Origin of the sequence: Microbacterium sp. CH12i (assembly GCF_000685355.1) — a bacterium.
Lineage (GTDB): Bacteria > Actinomycetota > Actinomycetes > Actinomycetales > Microbacteriaceae > Microbacterium.
This window is the reverse complement of the sequence record NZ_JHET01000010.1, coordinates 294,176-310,942: the sequence shown is the minus strand read 5'-3', so window position 1 is coordinate 310,942 and position 16,767 is coordinate 294,176. Positions and strand designations below refer to the sequence as shown.

Below are 16,767 nucleotides of genomic sequence, written 5' to 3'. Positions count from 1 at the left end.
GCGCCCCGCACTCGCCGTGGATTGCGCTCGCTGTGGGCATCGTCATCCTCGCAGTGCTCTTCCTTATCGACCGCTTCGCGCCTGCATTGTTCCAGGACGCTCTTCCCGATCGCGCACAGGACGGGCTGACGCTCGCGCTCAGCGTGCTCATCGAGGCGCTGCCGTTTGTGGTGCTCGGGGTCGTGCTGTCGATCGTTGTTCAGGTGTGGCTGCCGCCCGACCTCATCCACCGCTGGCTGCCCCGGCAGGGATGGGCGCGCCGCGCGGTGCTGTCGCTGCTCGGGATGCTGATTCCGGTGTGCGAGTGCGGCAACGTGCCGTTCGCCCGGGGGCTGATGATGCGCGGGCTTGCGCCTGCTGAGGCGATGACCTTCCTCATGGCCGCCCCCATCGTCAACCCGATCGTGATCATCACCACCCATGCCGCTTTCGGATGGGACGGCGGGATCCTCGTCGCTCGTCTCGTCGGCGGCTACCTGATCGCGAACCTCATTGGCTGGATCTACAGCCGCCACCCTTCGCCGGATGCCCTGCTCACGCAGCAGTTCACGGCCACCTGCGAGCGCGTGTCGCACGAGCACGGCTCACCCACCCGTCGCAGCCTGACGCAGTTCCTCATTGAACTACGCGCGGTCATGCCTGCTCTTGTGATCGGCTCGGCGCTCGCCGGGGCCGTGCAGGTGCTGATCCCACGCGACGTGCTGCTGTCGATCGGATCGAACCCGGTGCTGTCGATCGTCGCGATGATGGCACTCGCGATGACCGTCGCGATCTGCTCGAACGTTGATGCCTTCTTCGCGCTCTCGTTCGCCTCGACGTTCTCTTCGGGCGCGCTGATCGCTTTCCTGCTGGTGGGTCCGCTCGTCGACATCAAGATGCTGGCGCTGCTGCGCACCACCTTCACCGCCCGCACACTTGTGGGCGTCGTGGCTGTGGTGCTGGCAAGCGCCTTCGCGATCGGGATCGGGGTGAACGTCTTTGGCTGAGAACCACACACTCTCCCGTTCGCGGACCCTCGCTTCGCGCTGGCTCGGCCTTGGCCTCGCGGTCACCATCTCGGTCGTGACGCTCGGGCTCGCCGTCACTGGCCAGCTGACGCTCTACATCAGCCCTGAGTCGATCTGGTTCGCCTGCGCAGGAGCCGTCGTCGTGCTTGCTGGAGCAATCTGGTCGTGCACGCTACCGCTCGGCGAAGAACTGGATCACGGACATGATCACGGGCAGGCTCCGGCTGGTGACGCTGTGGATGCCACGGCATCCCGCCGCCGTTCGCTGACGGTCATCGGCACCATTTCGGCGGGCGTGCTCGCGAGTGGAGTCGTCGTCGCCGCCCTCGTACTACCACCGGCATCGTTGTCCGTAGAGCTGGCGATGTCACGCGCGGATGCCGGAGGTGCATTGTTCGCAGGAGCCGACGTCCCCACCCTCGGTGTCGCCGATACGACGACCTTTGGGATTGGCGAGTGGTCGAGCGTGTTCGCAACGGCCACGCGGCCAGAGGCCTACGACGGCTCTACCGTCACTCTGACCGGGTTCGTCACCCCTGGCGGCGATGCGGATGCCGTGAACCTCACCCGCATGATCATCACGCACTGTGTCATCGACGCGCAACCCGCCACCGTGCCCGTCAGCATCGACGCGAGCGAGTACGGTACCGGTCAGTGGGTTGAGGTCACCGGTACCGTCAAGGCAGATGCCGACGGGTCGTTGCGCGTCGTGCCGACATCGGTTGTCGCGATCGACGAGCCAGGGGATCCCTATGAGTACTGAGGATCCGAACGCGGCGCCGCGCACGCGTGCTGAGGCGAGGGCAGCGCGCGCGGCGACTGAAGCCGCGGTCGAGGCGAAGAAGGTCCCCGAGATTCCGGCCGCTGAGCCGATCGACGTTCCAGCCGTCCCGCCTGTCGCGGAGCCCGCACGCTCGGTCCCTGCGCCTGTCGAAGCGCCTGAGCCTGCCACACCATCCGCACCCAAGAATCGCCGCTTTCTCTACTCGCTGCTCGCCGTCATCGCAGTTCTCGTCCTCGTCGTCGCCGGGCTCGGTATCGTCAGTCTTTTCCAGGGGCCGCGGTTGAGCCAAGTGCAGGTCGACCCTGCCGAGGCCATTGATGTCTCCGGCAGCCGCGTCATCCTGACGGCAAATCAGTCGTTGCAAGAGATCGATGCCGCACAGGTCACGGTGGAACCGGCGGCGCCTTTCACTGTCGACGCGGCCGGCCGAAACGTTGGTATTCGCTTCACCGTTCCACTTGACGACGCGACCGACTACACGGTCAGCGTCGCCGGTGTCATCGGAACCGGTGGGGGACCGGCATCCAACCTTGAGACGAAATTTGCGACCCCCGCCGCCGAGGTTTTCCTGCTCAACCGCACGGCAGACGACGACACGATCTTCCGCACCGATCTCTCCGGCAACGGAGTGCCCGTCTTCACCCACGCGCGCATCAACGACTATCGGGCCACGCGCACCCACCTCGTCGTCGCGGTCGAGGACGGCGATACGTCGAAGATCCTGGTGATGGATCGCGACGGGAAAAACGAGCGCGAACTACCTTTGCCCGGCGACGGCCTGGTCAGCACCGTGCAGGTTTCCGACCGCGGCGGCTTAGTGGCCTATACCTATTCCGACCGCAAGATCAGTGAAACCAGTGGCCGAGCGAGCGTGCTCGTCACGCAGTCGATCACTGGCAATGATGAACCGCACATCGTCGCGATTGGCGGCAAAGAAGCCAGCATCGCAGAGTGGCAGTTCGTACCCGACTCCGCCGCTGTCGTGTTCATCGACTTTGCCGGCACGCTGTCGCTCGATGACCGCGCCGGTGACGCCGGCCCGCAGAACCTGGGCATCGCGATGCGCCTGCTCGGCGTCTCGCGCGGCACTTACACCGCCATCATCGAACGTGCGGATGGCAGCACGATCGAGCTGAACCTCGCTGATGGTTCAGAGATGCAGCTTTCGGCATCCGTTCCGGATTACGGGCCCGCGACCACCATCACGCCGTACCCCGGGGGTACCCTGCGTCACGTCGTCGCGCGCGATCCCTCCGGTCTGCCCACGGGACAGGCGACCCTCCGCGTCGACGACGACGGCACGGCGACCCCGCTCCTCGAAGTCGTAGCTGGCAATGCGATTCTTCAGGCGTGCGCTTCGCCGAGCGGACAGTACGCCGCGGTCACCGTCGCGCCGAAGCTGATCGAGAACGCCTACGACGACATGCACATGCCTCTACCGAAGACTCTGCAGACGCACCTCATGGACCTGCGCTCGGGCAAAGAGTTGGTCGTACTCACCGGCTTTGACGTCTCGTGGTGCCAAATGGCGCCCGGATTCTGAGAACATGACGCACCGACGCGCGACGAGAGCAGACCTCGAACGGTTGCCGCTTGAGGTCGCTCCTCGGCTGCTCGGGGCGGAACTTCGCACCACAGTCGATGAGATCGAGGTGCGACTACGCATTACCGAGGTCGAGGCGTATCACGGGCGCGATACTGGCGAACTGCCAGACCCCGGATCGCATGCGCGGATGGGACTCACTGCCCGGAACGCCACGATGTGGGGCGAGCCTGGGCATCTCTACGTGTACCTCAGCCACGGCATCCATTCGTGCGTGAACGTCGTATGCGGGCCCGAGGGTGTGGCCGGTGGTGTGCTGTTGCGTGCCGGTGAGGTGATCGGAGGGGCGGATGCTGCGACCGCACGATCCCGCCGGAGTGGGCGCGATCTCGCGCGCGGTCCCGGCCGACTCGGCCAGGTAATCGGGCTGCGGTATCCGATGCATGACGGCATCGACGCGGTCACAGGACAAGAGTTGGCCGGTGCCCGTGCGGAGCTGTGGCTCGGCGAGCCGCTCGCCGAGGTCGCAAGCGGGCCGCGCGTCGGAGTAGCTGGAGTGGCAGGGACTGGCGCCTTCCCCTGGCGGTTCTGGGTTCCCGGCGATCGGACGGTGTCGCCGTTTCGATGGGGGCGCGGGGCACGGGAAGCATCCGTGCTAAACTGATGGAGTCTGTGCACACTCCTGTGCGCAGTTCGTGTGCCGTGGTCCCTGAGTTTTTTCAAAGGGCGGCGCGCAGACAAGGGATCTTGGGTGAGGCCGTCCGGTCTCACGGTAATGAAGGAGTAATCACATGGCAGCAGTGTGCCAGGTGACAGGAGCTGTTCCCGGTTTCGGTCACACCATCTCACACTCGCACGTCCGGACGAAGCGACGCTTCGACCCGAACGTGCAGAAGAAGACCTATTTCGTGCCGTCGCTCGGCCGTAAGATCACCCTGAACGTGTCCGCTAAGGGCATCAAGGTGATCGACGTGCGTGGCATCGAGAACGTCGTCAAGGACCTCAAGGCGAAGGGTGTGAAGCTCTAATGGCTAAGAAGTCTCAGGACATCCGTCCGATCATCAAGCTGCGTTCGACGGCAGGCACTGGATTCACGTACGTGACCAAGAAGAACCGTCGTAACACCCCCGACCGCCTCGTGCTGAAGAAGTACGACCCGGTCGTCCGCAAGCACGTCGATTTCCGCGAGGAGCGCTAAACATGGCGAAGAAGAGCAAGATTGCTCGTAACGAGCAGCGCAAGGTTGTTGTTGAGCGCTACGCAGAGCGTCGCCTCGAGCTGAAGAAGACCCTGGTTGACCCGAGCGCGACCGACGAGGCCCGCGAGGCCGCTCGCCTCGGCCTGCAGAAGCTGCCGCGCAACGCGTCGCCGGTTCGCGTGCGTTCGCGTGACGCCATCGACGGCCGCCCCCGTGGAATGCTGACGAAGTTCGGCATCTCACGCGTGCGCTTCCGTGACATGGCACACCGTGGCGAGCTGCCCGGCGTGACCAAGTCCAGCTGGTAAGCAACGCTTTCTGAAAGGGGCGAGGTTCTTCGGAACCTCGCCCCTTTCGCGTGCCCGCCGGCGCCGCGCCGCTGCGTTGGGCGGAGTTCTCACGTTTGGGCGGAGGTTATGCCTATGATGCTCCGCCCAACGCAGCGTTCTCCGCCCAAGGGCGCGGGCCCGCCCAGCACAGCGTGCTCCACCCATGCCTGCGTTCTCCGCCGATGCCGGTGAGCCGGACAGCCGCGTGACTGCTTCTGCACATATCCGGCGCGAGCGCAGTTGTGCACCGACCACGCTTCGGCGGTAGTCGGGCGTCGGCGTAAAGATCGAGTATTCAAGGATGGACCCGATCCTGGAGTTGCAGAAGCGAGACGGTGTTGCTCGCATCGATACATTGCGTCGTGTTGGCGTCAGTGCGTATGCCTTGCGTACTGCGCGCGAGCGTGGGCATCTTCGCTCCGTTTGTCGCGGGTGGGTGGCACTCGCGGGAGCGGACGCCATGCTCGTCGCCGCGGCCCGGCGTGGTGTCGTGCTCAGCTGTGTCACTCTCGCCGCGCGCAAAGACTTGTGGGTGCTTGATTCGGCGGAGCCGCATGTGGCTGCACCACCGAATTCTGGGCATGCCCGTGTCGCTCGCGGCACGATCCACTGGAACATGCCGACCTTCCCGCGTGACCCGGACTCTTGCGAGGACTCGCTGGAGAACGCACTGATCCTCGTGGCCCAATGCCAACCGTACGAGGCGGCACTCGCAGTCTGGGAATCGGCGTTGAACAAGGGGATGCTGGACCTGGAGATGCTGCGGAGAGTGCCGTTACCTCCCGCCGCGCGACGTCTCGCCGCCGATGCGCAGCCTTTCGCGGATGCTGGAACGGAGACGATCTTCCTCGCTCGTCTGCGCTGGTTGGGAATTCCGATCTTCCCGCAGGCGTGGGTGCACGGACACCGCGTCGACTGTCTCATCGGCGACCGCCTCATCGTGCAGATCGACGGTGGACATCATGTCGGCGCGCAGCGCACGAGCGACATTCGTCACGACGCGACGCTCAAGCTACGCGGCTACCACGTCATTCGGGTGAGCTACGAGCAGCTGTTCGAGCGTTGGCCCGAGGTTCAGTCGTTGATCATGGCTGCAGTGGCACAGCGCCTGCACCTCGCAGCGTGATCTTGCCTCCGGCATCCGTGACTCCGCCCGCCGCGTTGGGCGGAGTTCTCACGCTTGGGCGGAGGTTGTGCCCAGGATGCTCCGCCCAACGCTGCGTTCTCCGCCCGAGGGCGCGGGCGGGAACCCCAAAATCTGTGACTGGAGTGACTAAAGTGACACGACACGCGCAGAAAAACACCGAAACCCGCGAAATGACGCGGAAATGTGGGTGGTGGTTGATACATTCGAGGCGGTCACTCGACCACGGGGGCGTACGCCACCCGAACCACCAACTGATGCGACACTTCGTCGCTGGAGGATCACATGGCTGACAAGTCCATCACCAAGACCGAGCTCGTCGCAAGCATCGCAAGCGCCACTGGCCAGAGCCAGGCCACCGTCTCCGGTGTCCTCGACGCTCTCTTCGGCACCGTCTCCGACGCCGTTGCCAAGGGCAGCAAGGTCTCGATCCCGGGCTGGATCTCGTTCGAGCGTGTCGACACCGCAGCCCGCACGGGCCGCAACCCGCAGACCGCGCCGAGATCAAGATCCCGGCCGGCCAGCGCGTCAAGGTCACCGCTGGTTCCAAGCTGAAGGCAGCCGTCAAGTAAGACAGCTCCTTTCGAAGGCCGTCCCTCCGGGGGCGGCCTTCGTGCTTTCTCCAGACGTGCTTTCTCCACGTGCTTTCTCACAACGCAGCAAGCATAGGCTGGAGGGGTGACTTCTCCCGGCCCTCGCACCGTCCGCACTACGGGCGAAACGCGCGCTCCCGCGTACCGCCTGGCCGGGCTCACGATTCTTGCGGTTACTGCGGCAGTCGCCCTGATTACGGCGCTGCTGTTCGGCGGCGGGGCTGCAGAGCAGCTGCTGCAAGACCCCGGAGCCTTGTGCGCTGGGGGCTTCCGATCGCCCGGACGATAAACAACATCAGCGCCGCGGCCATGATCGGCTCGATCGTTCTCGCGCTGTTCGCGCTCCGCGCCGGCGACAAATCGTTCGATATCGCTCTGGACACGGCATCCATCGGCGCGGCGGTGTTCACCGTGTCATCCGGTGCGACCGGTTTCCTCACCTTCCTCAACGCATTCGGCGGCACGACGTTCAGCCTTGACCAGCAGTTCGGGCAGGACCTCGGCCGTTTTCTGCTGGCGATCCCGCTCGGCCAGGCCTGGCTGATTACGACGATCATGGGCGCGATCATCACGATCCTCGCCTTCGCCTGGCGCAGCTGGACGCCCACTCTCATCACGGCTGTCATTGCCGTGGCATCCCTGTTGCCAATGGCCTCGCAGGGGCACTCCGGTGATCTCGCGGGCCACATCATCGCGGTGAACTCGATCCTGCTGCACACGGTGGGGGCCGCGGTGTGGCTTGGCGGCCTGATCCTACTGGTCGTGCTGCGCGGCAGAGAAGGCATCACCCCCACCGATCTCGTGCGTCGCTACTCGAGCCTCGCGATCGTGTCCTTCTTCGTCGTCGCGGTGTCGGGCGTGATGCGCTCGACCGTCGGGCTCGGCGGCTGGGACGGCCTGTGGACCCCGTACGGCTCATCATCATCGCCAAGGCCGTGCTGCTCTCGGCGATGGGCGGTCTCGGCGCCTGGTATCGCACGCGGCTGATTCCGAAACTTGACGGTGAGCGACCCGCACGCTGGTTCTGGATGCTGGTGCTCTGCGAAGTCGCCCTCATGGGGCTCGCATCCGGCGCTGCCGCCGCACTCGCGCGCACGCCTCCGCCCACTGGTGAGACCGCCGCGGTGCAGCAGACGCCGGCTCAGATCCTCACCGACTCCCCGCTGCCGCCGGAGTTCACGATCGACAAGTGGTTCACCGGCTGGGACGTCGACATTCTCTGGGCAATGGCCGGCGCCCTGGGCGTGTTCTTCTACCTCGCGGGGGTCTGGCGTCTGCATCGCCGTGGCGACCGCTGGCCGATCCACCGGACAGTGTTCTGGGTCCTCGGACTCTTGATGCTCGTATGGGTCACCTGCGGGCCGCTGAACCTCTACCAGGAGTACCTCTTCAGCGTGCACATGCTCGGGCACATGATGCTGGCGATGGCGATTCCGATGCTGCTCGTCTCTGGAGCGCCGATCACCCTGGCCCTGCGTGCGATCGATAAACGGGATGACGGCACCCGCGGCGGTCGCGAATGGATCATGTGGGCGGTGCACTCGCCGTTCTCACGTATCGTCACTCACCCGTTCGTCGCGGCTGGCATCTTCATCGGCTCGCTGTGGATCTTCTACTTCACCGACATCGTGCGCTGGGCGATGTACGAGCATCTGGGCCATGAGTGGATGATCATCCACTTCCTCATCTCGGGCTACCTGTTTGTGATGACTCTCATCGGTGTTGATCCGATTCCGTACCGGCTGCCGTACGCGGGTCGACTCATCACCCTGATCGCGGTGATGGCTATGCATGCGTTCTTCGGCATCGCGATCATGATGCAGGAAGGTCTCATGGTCGCCGAATGGTTCGGGTCGATGGGACGCACCTGGGGCCCGACGCCGATGGAGGATCAGTACACCGGCGGCGGCATCGCCTGGTCGATCGGTGAGATTCCGACCCTCATCCTGGCGATCACCGTGGCAATCCAGTGGAGCCGTGACGACACGAAGGTGCAGCGTCGCACCGACCGCAACGCCGATCGCACCGGAGAAGCCGAGCTCGAGGAATACAACGCTCAGCTCGCTGCCCTTGCCGAGCGGGATCGTCTTCAGGCTGAGCGCGCGGCGCGCTGACAGGGAGCGCCCGCAATAGCCGCAGCGCGGGGTATCCCGGAATGGATGCAGCGCGGGGCATCCTTCGTCGGCCGCCTCCCGAATCAGCCAGGGTCGGCCGCTGAGCCCACCCTGATCGATGCGGAACCGTCCGGCAGAATCGCGATCGTGCCACTGACGCGGAACGGGACATCTTCCGAGACGTGCTGAATCTCCCCGTCGAAGAGCGAGCGGATGTCGACCTCGATATGCGCGACGGCATCAGCCGGGGGAATTATCCACTGCGCACCGTCAGGCTCGACGGTGACGGCGGGCTGAGCAGAGATCGACCACTCCGGCAGGCTGTCGATGCGGTTGCGCACCTCCAAGCCAAACGGGCAGGACGTCGGTTGCAACACCTGTTGCGTCGTGCACTGGGTGAGGAACTCCTCGACCCTGGTCTGCACGACCTCGACGAATTCTTTGGTTGGCACCGTTTGCAGGCTGACCGGCGTCTGGGTCAGCGGTGAGTCGGCGAGGACGCTCACACCTGGTGAAGATGAGATCGGGGTGTCGACGGTGACCGAGTACACGCCGGGCGTAAACACGAGCAGGGGCAGCGGATCGAGTGGCGCGGCTTCTGCGCCTGCCGAGGACACCTGGCGTCGGTCAACCTCAAAACCGTTCACACTGAATTGGTCTGCCCCCAAGACCGTGAGAGATACCACCGCGAGAGGGGTGCGGGTGAATTTCCAGTTCGGGGTGACTCCGGTCCAACCGTCTTGGGCCACCGTGAATGTGGTGGAGCCGGAGTGAGAACCCGCCTGGTAAGAGACCTTGACGGACGTGACGCCGTCATCGTCGGTGGTCTCGGAGACCACCTCGATGTCGGTGAGCGGTGCAAGTGCGGCTTGGCGCAGCAGCGCTTCGGATGCCGTCACCTCGATGCCGGCGCTTTGAGGGTGGCCCGATCAACCGAGACACCTGGAACGCGCAGCGCATCGGCGGCGTGTCCGGTGGCGAGCAGGTCGAGGTACCGGGTGACGAACGATGAGGGACCGTAGAACTCTTTGTAGAGAACTGCACCTGCTGCACCGAGCGCGGCAAGAAGGAGGACGCCGATCACAGCGAGAGTTGTGAGATCCACCCAGAGACGGCGACGCCGAGGCGCCGTCGTCTCAGCCTGAATCATGGCGCCAGTCTAGGAGGACGGCCTGAGACAGTGCCGAGCGTTGCGGACGATGACGGCGAACGGGCACGTACCATGAGAGTCGTGTCTCTTCCCGACCTCTCCGCCGAGCAGCAGGAGCTGTATCGCCTCATCGAGGACACCAGAGAGCACGTCTTCATCACGGGCCGCGCGGGTACCGGCAAGTCGACGCTGCTGCAGTACTTCGCCTGGCACACCGAGAAGCAGATCGCGATCTGCGCGCCGACGGGTGTTGCGGCACTGAACGTCGAGGGCCAGACGATCCACTCGCTCTTCCGGTTGCCGATCGGTCTGATCGCTGAGAGTGAGATCGAGCAGAACGATGCGACCCGTCGCATCCTGAACGCCATCGACACGCTTGTGATCGATGAGATCTCGATGGTCAACGCCGACCTCATGGACGGTATCGACCGCTCTCTGCGGCAGGCGCGTGGCAGGCGGGCTGAGCCGTTCGGTGGGGTGCAGGTCGTGATGTTCGGCGATCCCTACCAACTGGCGCCGGTTCCGCCGCGCGGTGATGAACTCCACTACGTCCGCGATCACTACCGTTCGTTCTGGTTCTTCGATGCGAAGGTGTGGGCCGGAGCGACGATGGGAGAGTCCGACGGCCTCATGGATCTCGGCAGACACGGCGCAGAGCTGCACGTGCGCGAGCTCGTGCAGATCCATCGCCAGTCGGATGACGGTTTCAAATCGATGCTGAATGCCGTCCGTTACGGCCGGGTGACCGCCGAGATCGCCCACGTGCTCAATACGCAGGGAGCGCGAACTCCGCCTGATCCCGAGCCGGGTGAGATCCCGATGATCACGCTCGCCACCCGCAACGACATCGTCAACAACATCAACCGCCGCCACCTCACCGCACTTTCCGGCAAAGAGCAGACGGCGAAGGCTGAGATCAACGGCGACTTCGGGCGCGGCGACTCCTCTTACCCCGCGGATGCTGAGCTGAAGCTCAAGATCGGTGCGCAGGTGATGTTCCTGCGCAATGACACCTCGATGACGGGCGAGCCACCACGGTGGGTCAACGGCACGATCGGCACTGTCAAACGCATCCTCGGCGGTGCGGTCCGGGTCGAGATCGACGGTGAAGACGTCGATGTCGAGCCAGCCGTGTGGGAGCGATATCGGTATTCATACGATTCGAACTCGAAGACACTCAGCCGCGACGTGATCGCCGAGTTCATGCAGTTCCCGTTGCGGCTCGCTTGGGCGGTCACGATCCACAAGTCGCAGGGGAAGACCTACGACCGGGCGATCATCGATCTCGGCGGCGGGGCATTCGCTCCAGGACAGACATATGTGGCGTTGAGTCGGCTGACGTCTCTCGAGGGGCTGTATCTGTCGAGGCCGCTGCGGCCGAGCGACATCAGGGTCGACGAGGACGTGCGTCGATTCATGCGCGAGGCATGGGAGCGTGCCTCGACACCCGAGGTCGCTGGATCCTGACGCTCCGCGACCGGAAGTTAGGCGGCTGCGCGCGCCCGGTCGAGGTCTTCGAACAGTTCGGTGTTGAACCGGTAGGCCAGAAGCACCTCGTCGATCACGCGCTCGCGTTCTGCGTCATCCCAGGGCGCGGCATCCAACTGATCGCGGTAGACGTCCTTGAAGGCCTTTGGGTCGGCGATGTCGTCGAACAGATAGAAGCCGACGCCGTTCGTCTCGAATCCGAAGCGACGCTGCATGACGCGGCCGATGAAGACGCCACCAGAAAGATCGCCGAGGTAGCGGGTGTAGTGATGAGCGACGAACCCGCCAGGCCATACGGCGCCGACCTCGTTGATCCGCTCGACGTAGCGCTGTGTGGTCGGTAGCGGAGTGATCTCGTTGCGCCAGTTCGCCCCGAGTAGAAACTCGAGGTCGGCTTCGAGAGCGGGAAGCCGGGTCAGCTTGTCGCTGATGAACGCGGATGCGGTGGGGTCGCGGCGCATCCGCTCGGCGGCCGACTCGAGGGCCTCGTAGATGAAGTAGTGCTGCGCGACGAGGGCAACGTAGTCCTCGCGAGAGCCCTCACCCTTGAGGAGATCTGCCATGAAACCCGCGTGCTCGCTGCGCGAGTGCGAGCCCGAGGATCGTTCGCGCAGAGCAGCGGAGAAGGAGAGAGGTTCGACCATACGCTCAGTGTAAGGGCAACCTAACTTAATGAGAACCCTTCGACAGGCTCAGATGGCAGGGAAGCTCAGTGCGGTCGAGGCTCGATGCCCAACTTTTCACAGGCCACGTCGTAGAGAGCGACAATCTCTCGCCGCACGGCAGCGCGCTCGTCGATCGGGCCGCCTGGCCACGGCACGCGGAGTTCCTCCGGGATGCCCGCACGGGTGATCTGCCAGACACCGCTGTGACCGTCGAGATCTGTCATCACGGCATCCGTGATCTTGAGATCGGATGCCGTGGCGAAGGCGCGCGCGATGAGGAAGTTGTCGTCCGCGTGATCGACGTTCATGTGACGGAGGATGGCTGCGACCACGTCGCTTTCGAAGATGTGAGGCACGCCAATACTGTACGTCTCCCGGGAGCGCGGGGCCTCGATGCCGATTTTCGCGGCCTGAGCTTTAGACTCGGGAAGATAAATCACCCGGGAGCCTCTTTCATGCACCTTGTTTCGTCGCGCCGCTGGCGTGCAGCGGCCGCAGGCGCGGTCGCGCTCACGCTTGTCCTCGTCGGCTGCTCGGCCGAGGAGTCTTTTTCGTATACGCCGCCAGAGCAGGTGGACCAGGCGCTGCCTGATGACACCACCGCACAGCTTCAGGCCGCCGTCGACAACGCGATCGCGGAGACCGGTGCGAGCGGTGCGATCGTCGGAGTATGGGTGCCATGGAGTGGCACGTGGGTGACCGGCGTCGGGACGCAGTCGGTCGAGGACCAGACGCCCGTCACCACCGGCATGACTTTCCGCATCGCTGACGTCACCAGAATGATGACCTGTGACGTTCTCTACGGCCTCGTCGATGATGGCGTCGTCAAGCTGGACGCGCCAGTACCGGAGTATGTTTCGGGCGTCGCAGAGCTGGGCGACATCACTCTTCTTGACCTCTGTAATGGCACGAGCGGCGTGGGATCCTCCGAAAACGCGGTTCGCGGCATGTGGTTTAACACGCCCGAACGCGTGTGGGCACCGCTGGAGCTGGCATCCTTCGGGCTCGGCCAGGCTCCCGTCACCCCGCACACCACATTCCGCGATTCAGATTCCGGATATCTGCTGCTGGGACTCGCGCTGGAGCGTGCATCCGGCAGGAGTGCATCATCGCTCATCGCCGAGTACGTCGCGAAACCGCTTGAGCTCGCGGGCACGTCGCTACCCGGCGTTACCCCGGCGCCGCCCGCCGCAGAGAACTCCCTCACCGGAAGCTACCTCCCGGCGATCGAGGGTGGTTACGATTGCACGGCGCCGATCGACATCACGACAATCTCCTCCAGCACCGGGTTCACTGACTCAGGGGTGGTTTCCACGATCGACGACCTTGGTCGCTACGTGCAGGCAACAGCGGGACAGGCCCTGCGCGGCGATGGCGCTAGGCCCGATAAGTACGCGAACCCGCTTCCGGCATCCCCAACTGCACCGTCTTGGTACCAGGCAACGGGTGGCGCTTACCTCGTCGGTTCCATGGTCGGACAGTTCGGTTGGACTCCTGGCTACGCAACCGCGGCTTACTCAGACCCCGCGACAGGATTCACTGTGGCGGTCGTGCTGAATAACGCGACGGCCGGCAGCTCTCCCGCCGCCTACCTGGCGTGGGAACTCGCGGCGATCGCGTCGAAGGCTCCGGCCGCGAGCGGGCAGACGGCGCCAGAGTTCGGACTGCCGTTCACGGCCGAGCAGTACCACCAGTCGATCACTGACCTCGCTATCTGCGCCACGCCGCCCCCAGCAGAGTAGGCGCGGCGGTACAGTCCTCTACTCTGGGGGCATGTCCCAGACGGAGAAGTCTGACCGCGTTCGACGCGTCGTCGTCGCGCTGACGGTCGTTGGCGCAGTAGTGGCGGCCCTGTTCGGCTCTGGACTGCTCGGCGGCACGTCGATTAAGGATGCCGCGGGCGGTGCCTTTGCGGCAGATGCGACGGTGCTGTCTCCGGCGGGGATCGCCTTTTCGATCTGGTCGGTGATCTACCTCGGGCTCTTTCTCTACGCCCTCTGGCAGTTGGTGCCCGCACAGGCGGCGAAGCCGCTGCATCGCACCGTGGGCTACGGCATAGCGGCATCCGCTCTTCTGAACGCCGTGTGGATCGCATGTGTTCAGGCCTGGCGCATCGCCGAATCCTTCGTGATCATCGTCATCCTGCTCGGGGTGCTGCTGGTGGTGTTCGTGCGCGCGTGCCGGCGTCCGCGCCGCGGGACGATTGCAGAAATCGTGCTGGTCGACGGGACGCTCGGCCTCTACCTCGGATGGGTGACGGTGGCTGCGGCCGCGAATCTCGCGGCGTGGCTTGCCGACATCGGGGTGAGCGCGTGGACCCAGGCGCTGGGATCCCTGGAACCCTCACCCTCATCGGAGCCGGTCTTGTCGCGGTGTTCACTGCGTGGCGCACTGGCCGCTGGGCACCCGGGCTGGCGACCAGCTGGGGTCTGGTGTGGATCGCAGTCGGACGCTGGTCCGAGCAACCTGCGGCACCCGTCGTGGCGTCGACCGCGATCGTGCTCGCAGTGATCGTGTTGGCAACCACGGCGTGGCGGTTCCGAACGCGCACTAGCGCTCGCGCCGAGCGCGACGGTGCCGGTTCCGTCGAGGCCGCTCACACTCATTGAACTCGGTCGCGTCCGCTGTCAACCCCCGTGACGTATCTGGCAGAGCCTGTTAGCGTTCCTGGCAGGAGGTTAATCATGGCAACGCAAACGCATCCACAAAGAGAAATCGCAGTGCTCGAGGGGGCGCGGGGGACAAAACCACTCGACGCCAGAACGCCGAGAAGGGTTTCGTCGCCTCGAAGGAACTCAGCGCACATATGCAAGCTGTCCTCGTTGACCTGCTGGAGTTGTCCATGCAGGGAAAGCAGGCGCACTGGAACGTCGTCGGACGAAACTTCCGCGACACTCATCGTCAGCTGGACGAGATCATCGACGCAGCCCGGGAGTTCAGCGACGTCGTTGCCGAGCGCATGCGCGCCTTGCACGCTGTGCCGGACGGCCGAAGCGATACAGTCGCTGCCACCACCACGTTGCCCGAGTATCCGCAGGGCGAGATCGATACCTCAGAGACGGTCGATCTGATCACCGTTCGGCTGGAGTCGGTCGTTCACACCGTTCGCGAGGTGCATGACGACGTCGATGAGGCCGACGCCACGACCGCCGACATCCTGCATGGGGTGCTGGAAAAGCTTGAGCAGTACGCGTGGATGGTCAGCGCCGAAAACCGAAAGCCCGCCGCGAAGGCATAACTCCACAACGGTGGCGCATGGACCGGGTTTCACCGATCATGCGCCATCACTGTGTGGGGGTGCGCTCTGTCTCAGAGGCTCGGGGCGGAGTCCTCGCCCGTCCATCCGATGCCCTGGGACCCGCTGTTCTCGGCAATGCGCTCGAGGAGCGAGTGGATCGCATCGAGGCGTTCGCAGATCGCCTTCGTGTCGTTGCTGACCGGTTCTGTCCATGCGTTGTTGGTAGCCATGAGTTGATCATGGCGTGAAGTCGCCCGTTCTGGGTAGACCGTTGATGCCGATTCCCGAGAGTGCTAGTCGATCGGCCAACCGGTGTACGCCTCGGCCAGGTATGTGCGGCCTGCTTCGGAGTCGACGACCGAGCGCAGTTCGCCGAGTTGGCGCTGGCGGTCGAATTCGTTGTGTTCGGGCTGCAGGTGCAGCATGCTCGTCATCCACCAGGAGAAGTTCTGTGCCTTCCAAATACGCTGTGAGGCGAGATCGGCGTAGCCGTCGATAAGGCGGGCATCGTTCTCGCCCAGGAGCGCGTTCAGCGCGCGGGCGAGGAGCACGACATCGGCGATGGCGAGGTTCATGCCCTTCGCTCCCGTCGGAGGCACGGTGTGCGCGGCATCCCCGACCAGGGCGGCGCGGCCGTGACGAAGTTCACTGGCGACGAAGCTGCGGAAGCGCAGCACATCGCGCTGGAAGATCGTGCCCTCTTTGAGCGTCGTTCCGGGCACACGTGACTGCAGGGTCTCCCAGATCTCAGCTTCGTTCATCGCATTCGGGTCGCGGTCGGATCACACTGGAAGTACATGCGCTGAACCTCGGGGCTGCGCTGACTGACGAGCGCGAAACCGTTGGGTGAGTTGCTGTAGATCAGCTCGTCGGCGCTCGCCGGGGCTTCGCACAGGATGCCGAACCAGGCGAACGGGTACTCACGGAAGTAGCCGCTTCTCGAGTCACCGGTTACCGCCGGTCGGACCACCGGAGCGGGACGTCCGTCGGCGCCGACGACGAAGTCGGCATCGATCTCGAGCACCTCGCCGTCAGCGGTGGTGGCGGTCACCCGAGGGCGGTCGGTATCGACGCCCTCGACATGTGTTGCCGTGACGCCGAAGCGCAGATCCTGACCTGCGCCGAGGCGCAGCGCGAGCATGTCTTTGAGGACCTCATGCTGCGGGTAGAGCCAGACGCTGCGCCCGACGAGTCCAGGAAAGTCAATGCGGTGTCCTTCGCCCTGGAACCTCAGCTCGATGCCGTCGTGGCGATGGCCGACGGTGTGCACGCGCGTGTTCGGGTCGATGGCGGTGAGGAGGTCAACGGTGCCCTGCTCGAGGATGCCAGCGCGGATGGTCGACTCGATCTCTTCGCGTGAGCGCTGATCGATCACGATGGACTCGATACCGGCGTCGGCGAGCAGGTGGGAAAGGATCAGGCCAGCCGGGCCAGCCCCGACGATTGCGACCTGGGTGCGGAATGTGTGCGGGGTTGCGGCGTTCATGGTGTCTCCTTTGACGGCGGGCTGTTCG

16 protein-coding genes and 4 pseudogenes are annotated in these 16,767 nt (G+C 64.6%); 14 read left to right on the top strand and 6 right to left on the bottom strand.

The window, feature by feature from the left end:
• The first annotated feature begins 20 nt into the window (after positions 1–20).
• The 10 genes and pseudogenes from DC31_RS13605 (at position 21) to DC31_RS13560 (ending at position 8,712) form a co-directional block, all read left to right on the top strand.
• Positions 21–986 carry a permease gene (locus DC31_RS13605; protein ID WP_051607041.1) on the top strand — a complete coding sequence of 322 codons (966 nt, stop codon included), beginning with the start codon at positions 21–23 and terminating at the stop codon, positions 984–986.
• The gene (locus DC31_RS13600) at positions 979–1,770 is read left to right on the top strand and encodes a TIGR03943 family putative permease subunit (RefSeq protein ID WP_036280877.1); all 792 of its coding nucleotides are present in this window, start codon (positions 979–981) and stop codon (positions 1,768–1,770) included. Before DC31_RS13605 ends, DC31_RS13600 begins: the two co-directional genes overlap by 8 nt.
• The gene (locus tag DC31_RS13595; RefSeq protein ID WP_235201519.1) at positions 1,760–3,334 is read left to right on the top strand and encodes a hypothetical protein; all 1,575 of its coding nucleotides are present in this window, start codon (positions 1,760–1,762) and stop codon (positions 3,332–3,334) included. Before DC31_RS13600 ends, DC31_RS13595 begins: the two co-directional genes overlap by 11 nt.
• Before the next feature lie 4 nt (positions 3,335–3,338).
• Positions 3,339–3,998: a DNA-3-methyladenine glycosylase gene (locus DC31_RS13590; protein ID WP_036280875.1), complete on the top strand. Its 660-nt coding sequence runs from the start codon at positions 3,339–3,341 to the stop codon at positions 3,996–3,998.
• A gap of 127 nt (positions 3,999–4,125) precedes the next feature.
• A complete protein-coding gene (rpmB, locus tag DC31_RS13585; RefSeq protein ID WP_036280873.1) occupies positions 4,126–4,362 on the top strand; it encodes a 50S ribosomal protein L28 in 237 nt (78 codons plus the stop codon).
• Positions 4,362–4,532, top strand: a complete 171-nt coding sequence (rpmG, locus tag DC31_RS13580; RefSeq protein ID WP_036280872.1) for a 50S ribosomal protein L33 — start codon at positions 4,362–4,364, stop codon at positions 4,530–4,532. Before rpmB ends, rpmG begins: the two co-directional genes overlap by 1 nt.
• 2 nt (positions 4,533–4,534) lie before the next feature.
• The gene (rpsN, locus tag DC31_RS13575) at positions 4,535–4,840 is read left to right on the top strand and encodes a 30S ribosomal protein S14 (RefSeq protein WP_036280870.1); all 306 of its coding nucleotides are present in this window, start codon (positions 4,535–4,537) and stop codon (positions 4,838–4,840) included.
• Positions 4,841–5,162: 322 nt separating this feature from the next.
• Positions 5,163–5,987: an endonuclease domain-containing protein gene (locus DC31_RS18800; protein WP_036280868.1), complete on the top strand. Its 825-nt coding sequence runs from the start codon at positions 5,163–5,165 to the stop codon at positions 5,985–5,987.
• Positions 5,988–6,290: 303 nt separating this feature from the next.
• Positions 6,291–6,577: pseudogene (locus DC31_RS13565) on the top strand (HU family DNA-binding protein).
• A gap of 169 nt (positions 6,578–6,746) precedes the next feature.
• Positions 6,747–8,712, top strand: a pseudogene (locus tag DC31_RS13560) (cytochrome c oxidase assembly protein).
• 83 nt (positions 8,713–8,795) lie between these two features.
• On the opposite strand, the gene DC31_RS13555 reads toward DC31_RS13560, so the two are convergent.
• Together DC31_RS13555 and DC31_RS19685 are read right to left on the bottom strand one after the other, a co-directional pair.
• Entirely contained in the window at positions 8,796–9,611 is an 816-nt protein-coding gene (locus DC31_RS13555; RefSeq protein ID WP_235201518.1) for a hypothetical protein, read from the bottom strand.
• Positions 9,608–9,862, bottom strand: coding sequence for a hypothetical protein (locus DC31_RS19685; protein ID WP_235201517.1), 255 nt, complete (start codon positions 9,860–9,862; stop codon positions 9,608–9,610). The genes DC31_RS13555 and DC31_RS19685 overlap by 4 nt, the downstream gene beginning before the upstream one ends.
• Positions 9,863–9,934: 72 nt before the next feature.
• Here DC31_RS19685 and DC31_RS13550 point away from each other — a divergent pair, with 72 nt between their 5' ends.
• Positions 9,935–11,329, top strand: a complete 1,395-nt coding sequence (locus DC31_RS13550) for an AAA family ATPase (protein ID WP_036281259.1) — start codon at positions 9,935–9,937, stop codon at positions 11,327–11,329.
• Positions 11,330–11,346: 17 nt separating this feature from the next.
• Here the strand turns inward: DC31_RS13550 and DC31_RS13545 are convergent, their stop codons facing one another.
• Entirely contained in the window at positions 11,347–11,994 is a 648-nt protein-coding gene (locus tag DC31_RS13545; RefSeq protein ID WP_036280866.1) for a biliverdin-producing heme oxygenase, read from the bottom strand.
• A 65-nt stretch (positions 11,995–12,059) separates the two neighbouring features.
• Complete coding sequence (locus DC31_RS13540; RefSeq protein WP_036281257.1) at positions 12,060–12,371, bottom strand: DUF2470 domain-containing protein; 312 nt, start codon at positions 12,369–12,371, stop codon at positions 12,060–12,062.
• A 99-nt stretch (positions 12,372–12,470) separates the two neighbouring features.
• Here DC31_RS13540 and DC31_RS13535 point away from each other — a divergent pair, with 99 nt between their 5' ends.
• From DC31_RS13535 to DC31_RS13525, 3 genes and pseudogenes are all read left to right on the top strand, one after another.
• Entirely contained in the window at positions 12,471–13,757 is a 1,287-nt protein-coding gene (locus tag DC31_RS13535) for a serine hydrolase domain-containing protein (RefSeq protein ID WP_036280864.1), read from the top strand.
• A 31-nt stretch (positions 13,758–13,788) separates the two neighbouring features.
• Positions 13,789–14,526, top strand: a complete 738-nt coding sequence (locus DC31_RS13530) for a tryptophan-rich sensory protein (RefSeq protein ID WP_051606976.1) — start codon at positions 13,789–13,791, stop codon at positions 14,524–14,526.
• Positions 14,527–14,752: 226 nt separating this feature from the next.
• A pseudogene (locus tag DC31_RS13525) lies at positions 14,753–15,253 on the top strand (DNA starvation/stationary phase protection protein); the annotation flags it as partial.
• Positions 15,254–15,324: 71 nt separating this feature from the next.
• Here DC31_RS13525 and DC31_RS18500 read toward each other — a convergent pair.
• Entirely contained in the window at positions 15,325–15,483 is a 159-nt protein-coding gene (locus DC31_RS18500) for a hypothetical protein (protein WP_160173244.1), read from the bottom strand.
• Between the two features lie 63 nt (positions 15,484–15,546).
• A pseudogene (locus DC31_RS13520) lies at positions 15,547–16,739 on the bottom strand (4-hydroxybenzoate 3-monooxygenase).
• Positions 16,740–16,767: the final 28 nt, after the last annotated feature.

Coding starts and splice junctions, on each gene's coding strand:
- DC31_RS13535 (WP_036280864.1), top strand. CDS start 12,471: ATGCACCTTGTTTCGTCGCGCCGCTGGCGTGCAGCGGCCGCAGGCGCG.
- DC31_RS13590 (WP_036280875.1), top strand. CDS start 3,339: ATGACGCACCGACGCGCGACGAGAGCAGACCTCGAACGGTTGCCGCTT.
- rpsN (WP_036280870.1), top strand. CDS start 4,535: ATGGCGAAGAAGAGCAAGATTGCTCGTAACGAGCAGCGCAAGGTTGTT.
- DC31_RS19685 (WP_235201517.1), bottom strand. CDS start 9,862: ATGATTCAGGCTGAGACGACGGCGCCTCGGCGTCGCCGTCTCTGGGTG.
- DC31_RS13530 (WP_051606976.1), top strand. CDS start 13,789: ATGTCCCAGACGGAGAAGTCTGACCGCGTTCGACGCGTCGTCGTCGCG.
- rpmG (WP_036280872.1), top strand. CDS start 4,362: ATGGCTAAGAAGTCTCAGGACATCCGTCCGATCATCAAGCTGCGTTCG.
- DC31_RS13550 (WP_036281259.1), top strand. CDS start 9,935: ATGAGAGTCGTGTCTCTTCCCGACCTCTCCGCCGAGCAGCAGGAGCTG.
- DC31_RS18500 (WP_160173244.1), bottom strand. CDS start 15,483: ATGGCTACCAACAACGCATGGACAGAACCGGTCAGCAACGACACGAAG.
- DC31_RS13545 (WP_036280866.1), bottom strand. CDS start 11,994: ATGGTCGAACCTCTCTCCTTCTCCGCTGCTCTGCGCGAACGATCCTCG.
- rpmB (WP_036280873.1), top strand. CDS start 4,126: ATGGCAGCAGTGTGCCAGGTGACAGGAGCTGTTCCCGGTTTCGGTCAC.
- DC31_RS13595 (WP_235201519.1), top strand. CDS start 1,760: ATGAGTACTGAGGATCCGAACGCGGCGCCGCGCACGCGTGCTGAGGCG.
- DC31_RS18800 (WP_036280868.1), top strand. CDS start 5,163: ATGGACCCGATCCTGGAGTTGCAGAAGCGAGACGGTGTTGCTCGCATC.